General features: G+C 67.1%; 5 protein-coding genes. All 5 read right to left on the bottom strand.

The annotated features are described in order from the left end of the window. Positions 1–354: BMP family lipoprotein (locus B3446_RS06475; RefSeq protein WP_291378544.1), on the bottom strand; the 354-nt coding region annotated here is incomplete at its 3' end. After that, positions 351–1,328 (bottom strand): Bug family tripartite tricarboxylate transporter substrate binding protein, encoded by a 978-nt coding sequence (locus B3446_RS06470; protein ID WP_291378542.1) that lies wholly within the window; start codon positions 1,326–1,328, stop codon positions 351–353. The genes B3446_RS06475 and B3446_RS06470, both read right to left, overlap by 4 nt. Before the next feature lie 205 nt (positions 1,329–1,533). After that, positions 1,534–2,922, bottom strand: a complete 1,389-nt coding sequence (locus B3446_RS06465; RefSeq protein WP_291378540.1) for an amidohydrolase — start codon at positions 2,920–2,922, stop codon at positions 1,534–1,536. A gap of 114 nt (positions 2,923–3,036) precedes the next feature. After that, entirely contained in the window at positions 3,037–3,984 is a 948-nt protein-coding gene (locus tag B3446_RS06460; RefSeq protein WP_291378539.1) for a Bug family tripartite tricarboxylate transporter substrate binding protein, read from the bottom strand. Positions 3,985–4,056: 72 nt separating this feature from the next. Further along, a partial coding sequence (locus B3446_RS06455; protein ID WP_291378537.1) for a carboxylesterase family protein occupies positions 4,057–4,487 on the bottom strand: 431 nt, incomplete at its 5' end.

Genomic DNA, 4,487 nt, shown 5'->3' with positions numbered 1-4,487 from the left:
ACCTGCCAGAATCCCGGCAAGAAACGCGGAATGCTCCTGCAGAATCTCATAGCTCGCGACATTGTCCGCCGTATGACTGCCTTGTGTGATCGCGAACTGCGTGCGCGGAAAATGCGGCGCGACCTCGGCCACCGGCACGTCGCCCTGGCCGCCATGCACGATCACCAGATCAGGATTACCGTTGCACAACTGCGCAAGGCGCTCGGCACGCGCGGCCGGATCGGTGGCCGCGACCCATTCCTCGTGCAGCGCATGACCCGCACGCGCCGCGCGCTCGGCGCCCCTCAACGCAGCCTCGTTGAAGCCGCCCCGGCCGGGATAGCCGAACAGCACCAGCAGACGGCGGGCGCTCACAGACTGGCTCCCGTCGCGCGCACGACCGGCCCCCAGCTATCGGCCTGCCGGCGCACGAAATCGGTGAACTCCGCCGGCGTCTTCTGCGCCAGCACGAAGCCCTGGCCCTCGAGCTTGGCCCGAATGTCCGGATTGTCCAGCACGGATCCGACCTCCGTATGCAGCCGCACGGCCACCGCGTCGGGCAGGCCCGCGGGGGCGGAGAGCCCGATGAAGTTTTCCGCGACCAGGTCCGGATAACCCAGTTCGCCCACCGAAGCGATGCTGGGCGCCTGCGGCACGCGCGCCTGCGTGGTGACGGCCAACAGACGCAGTTGCCCCGAACGCAGGAAGGGCAGGTTCTGCGGCAGGGCGTCCACCGCCACGCGGATCTGTCCGCCCAGCAGGTCGTTGCGCATGGCGCCCGAGCCCTTGTACGGAATGTGCTGCAGCGGCGCGCCCGTCTGCCGCGAGTACAGCTCGCCCACGATCTGCCCCACGGACGCCAGTCCGCCGCTGCCGTATTGCACCGGCTGGTCTTGCGCCTTGATCCAGGCGGTCAGCTCGGCAAGGCTGGCCACCGGCACGGACGGGTGCACGACGAACACCGTGGGCACCGCGCCCAGGTAAGCGATATGGCGAAAGCTTGCCAGCGCGTCGTAGCCGCCGTGCGGCATCAGCGCCGGCGAGATCGATAGGGGCGCCGAGTTCGACATCAGCAACGTGTAGCCGTCGGCGGGCGACTGCGCGACAAGGGTTGCGCCGATGGTCGAGCCCGCGCCCGGCTTGTTTTCGATGACGATGGACTGACCCAGCCGTTCGGCCAACACGGGCGCAATGATGCGCGCGGCGATGTCGCTGGCGCCGCCGGGCGGAAACGTGACGACAAGACGGATGGGACGCGCGGGCCAGTCTGACGCGCGCGCCAGGCGAGGCCGCGCCAGCGGCAACGCCAGCGTGCTGGCAAGCAGGAATTTGCGTCGGGAGATCGGCATGGCGAAAGCTTCTGTCGTGCGGCCGCATGGCGGCAAAGGCGCACACTGTAAGAAGCGGGGCGGCGGCTGACAAAGAATTTGTAGCCGTTTGCTTATGCCGTCCCGGTAGCCGAAGCGATAACAGGCGGCACGCCCATCGCCACAGTTGCCGATAAACTTGCCGCGACGGACGCGGCGAGTTCATCGGCGATCCCGATAAGACCGATCAGCTGCCCTTGCGCGCGTTCGCCATGTAGTCGACCGTCAGGTTCGACAGCGCGCGCACGCCGTTGATGAGGCCCGACTCATCCACGTGAAAGCGCGGCGAATGGTTCGGCGCGGCCTTTTCGACATCCGTGCCCTTGGGCGTCACGCCCAGATAGAAGAACATGCCGGGCACCTTTTCCTGATAGAACGAAAAGTCCTCGGACGCCGTCGACTTGGGTTGCAGGCCATAGTTGCCTTCGCCCGCCACGCGCCGCAGCGTGGGACCCATCTGCTCGGCCAACGCCGGCGGATTGACGGTGGCGTTGTACAGCTCGACGACTCGCACGTCCGCCTTGGCGCCCGCGCTTTGCGCGATCATGTCCGCAGTGCGCGCGATGCGTTGGTGGATGTCTTTCTTCATGCCTTCGTCGTACGTCCGGATGGTGCCGGTCATCGCGACGCTGTCGGGCACGATGTTCATGCGGTTGCCGCCATGGATGGCGCCCACCGTGATCACCGCGGGTTCCAGCATGCTGTTGATCTGGCGGCTGGGAATGGTCTGCAACCCCAGGATGATCTGCGAGCTGACGACGATGGGGTCGATGCCCGACCACGGACGCGCACCGTGCGTCTGCTTGCCGGTCACGTCGATCCAGAACTGGTCGGCGGCGGCCATCGCCGGACCGGCGCGCCACGCCAGCCAGCCTGCCGGATACGCGCTGGACACGTGCAGGCCGAAGATCGCGTCGACCTTGGGATTGTCCAGCACGCCTTCCTGCACCATCATCTTCGCGCCCCAGATCTTCTTGCCGTCGGGCTCGAAGTCCGCGGGGCTTTCCTCGGCGGGCTGGAAGATGAACTTGACCGTGCCGGGCAGCTCGTCCTTCATGCCGGCGAGCACTTCGGCGGCCGCCATCAGGATCGCCGTGTGCGCATCGTGACCGCACGCGTGCATGACGTCGACTTCCTTACCGAGGTACGTGCCCTTGGCCTTGGACGCGAACGGCACGTCGACCTGTTCCTTGACGGGCAGGGCGTCCATGTCCGCGCGCAGCGCCATCACGGGTCCTGGCTTGCCGCCCTTGAGCACCGCGACCACGCCGGTGCCCGCAACGCCGGTCTTCACGTCCATGCCCAGCGCGCGCAGATGATCGGCGACCAGTTTGGACGTGCGGTGCTCCTGGTTGCCAAGCTCCGGATGTTGATGGATGTCGCGGCGCCACGCGATGAGCTTGTCTTCGATGGCCTTGGCGCGTTCGTCGATCTGCGCGGCCAGCGCCGGATTCGCGGCGGGTTGCACCGCGCCTTGCGTGCCGGGCGCCCCTTGCGCGGCCGCCGGGCCGGAAAAGATCAGGTGGGCGGCCAGCGCCAAGGGCGCCAGACGGAACAGGGAATTGCGTTGCGGCATGCTCTCCTCCTCGGGTAGTTAACTTGTTATTGACGAGGATCTTACCCGAGCGCCCCGACGCGAGGGGCCCTGTTTCCAGCGCTTACGTTGCGCGGAATTTACCGCACGCCGAGGCTATTGCAGCTTGATGCCCAGCTCCTTGATCAGCGGTCCCATCTCGGCGCGATCGGCCTCGATGATGGCCGCCAGTTCATCGGGCGAACTGCCGATCGGAATCATGCCCAGCGTTTCCATCTGCGCCTTCATGGCCGGGTCCTTCAGGATGTCGGTCACCGCCTTCTGGATCTGCGCGACGCGGTCCTTCGGGATGCCGGCCGGTCCCATCAGGCCGATCCATGGCTGCGGCGCGTAGTCCAGCCCCGACTCCTTCAGCGTGGGCGTGTCGGGCAGGCCGCCAAAGCGTTGCGGACTGGTGATTGCCAGCGCCCTTAGTCGTCCGCTATCGATCAGACCCTTGGAACTGGACGGCGCGTCCAGGCCCACGTCGAGCTGCCCGCCAATCAGGTCGTTCTGCGTCTTGCCTGACGAGGACGACGGCACATACAGCGCCTTGATGCCCGCACGGCGCGCTGTCTGTTCCCAGACCAGGTGGAACGCGGTGCCGATCGAGAACGAGCCTACGCTCAGATTGCGCGCTTTGCTTTCGCGCACGAAGTCTTCCCAGGTCTTGAGCGGACTGTCCTTGGGCACGATGAAGATGAACGGCGTGCGCGCCACCAGCGAGATGGGCTGCAGGTCCTTTTGCGTGTCGAACGGCAGGCTGTCCACCGCAAACGGCACGATGGTCACGGACGACGCGACGACCATGCCGAGCGTGTAGCCGTCTGGCGCCGACTTGACCAGTGCGCCGGTGCTGATGATGCCCGAAGCGCCCGGCTTGTTCTCCACGACCACGGGCTGGCCCCAGGCCGCGCCCAGTTTGCTGGCCAGGACGCGCAGCATGACGTCGACCGGACCGCCGGGCGGGTTGGACACGATGATCTTGACCGGTTTGTCGGGATAGGCCGCGGTGGCGGCGAGCGGCAGCGCAAGCGCCAGCGCAAGGACGGTTTGCTTGAACATGGAATTCCCCTTGTGTCGTTGGTGTGCAGGGCGCGGCGGCACGGCCGGCGCCTGTCGTGTGGCGTAGCGGGCTCAGGCCAGGATCTGCATGTGTGGCGCTTGCGGCCAATCCGGCGCGTCGCCCCGGATGAATGCCAGCCATGCGGTCTGGGTCTGGCGCGCCAGTTGCTCGCCCTGCTCGGCGGGCAGTCCCGCCAGCATCGGGGCATCGGCAAATGCCTGCAGGGTGTCGAACACGAAGGGCAATTCAATGCAGTGGCAGGCGCCGAAGCGGTCCGTCGGCGCGACGTCAAAGCGCGCCAGCCAGGCGTTGCGGCCTTGCGCCACGGCCTGCCGGGCCCACAGCCGGGAGGGCGCGCCGAACACGGCGTCGCCCATCTCCTGGCTGGCGGCGTCCGTGCCGTGGTCCGGGAACGCGGCCATTTCATCGCGCGTGTAGCAGACCAGTACGTCCGCGCGGCCCGCGGCGGTCAAGAGCGCGGGGGCGATTTCGTGCGGCAGCA

Origin of the sequence: Achromobacter sp. UBA5777 (genome assembly GCF_002418565.1) — a bacterium.
Lineage (GTDB): Bacteria > Pseudomonadota > Gammaproteobacteria > Burkholderiales > Burkholderiaceae_B > Achromobacter > Achromobacter animicus.
The sequence above is the reverse complement of the archived record's forward strand: the minus strand, read 5'-3'. Positions and strand labels throughout refer to the sequence as shown.

Coding starts and splice junctions, on each gene's coding strand:
- B3446_RS06470 (WP_291378542.1), bottom strand. CDS start 1,328: ATGCCGATCTCCCGACGCAAATTCCTGCTTGCCAGCACGCTGGCGTTG.
- B3446_RS06465 (WP_291378540.1), bottom strand. CDS start 2,922: ATGCCGCAACGCAATTCCCTGTTCCGTCTGGCGCCCTTGGCGCTGGCC.
- B3446_RS06460 (WP_291378539.1), bottom strand. CDS start 3,984: ATGTTCAAGCAAACCGTCCTTGCGCTGGCGCTTGCGCTGCCGCTCGCC.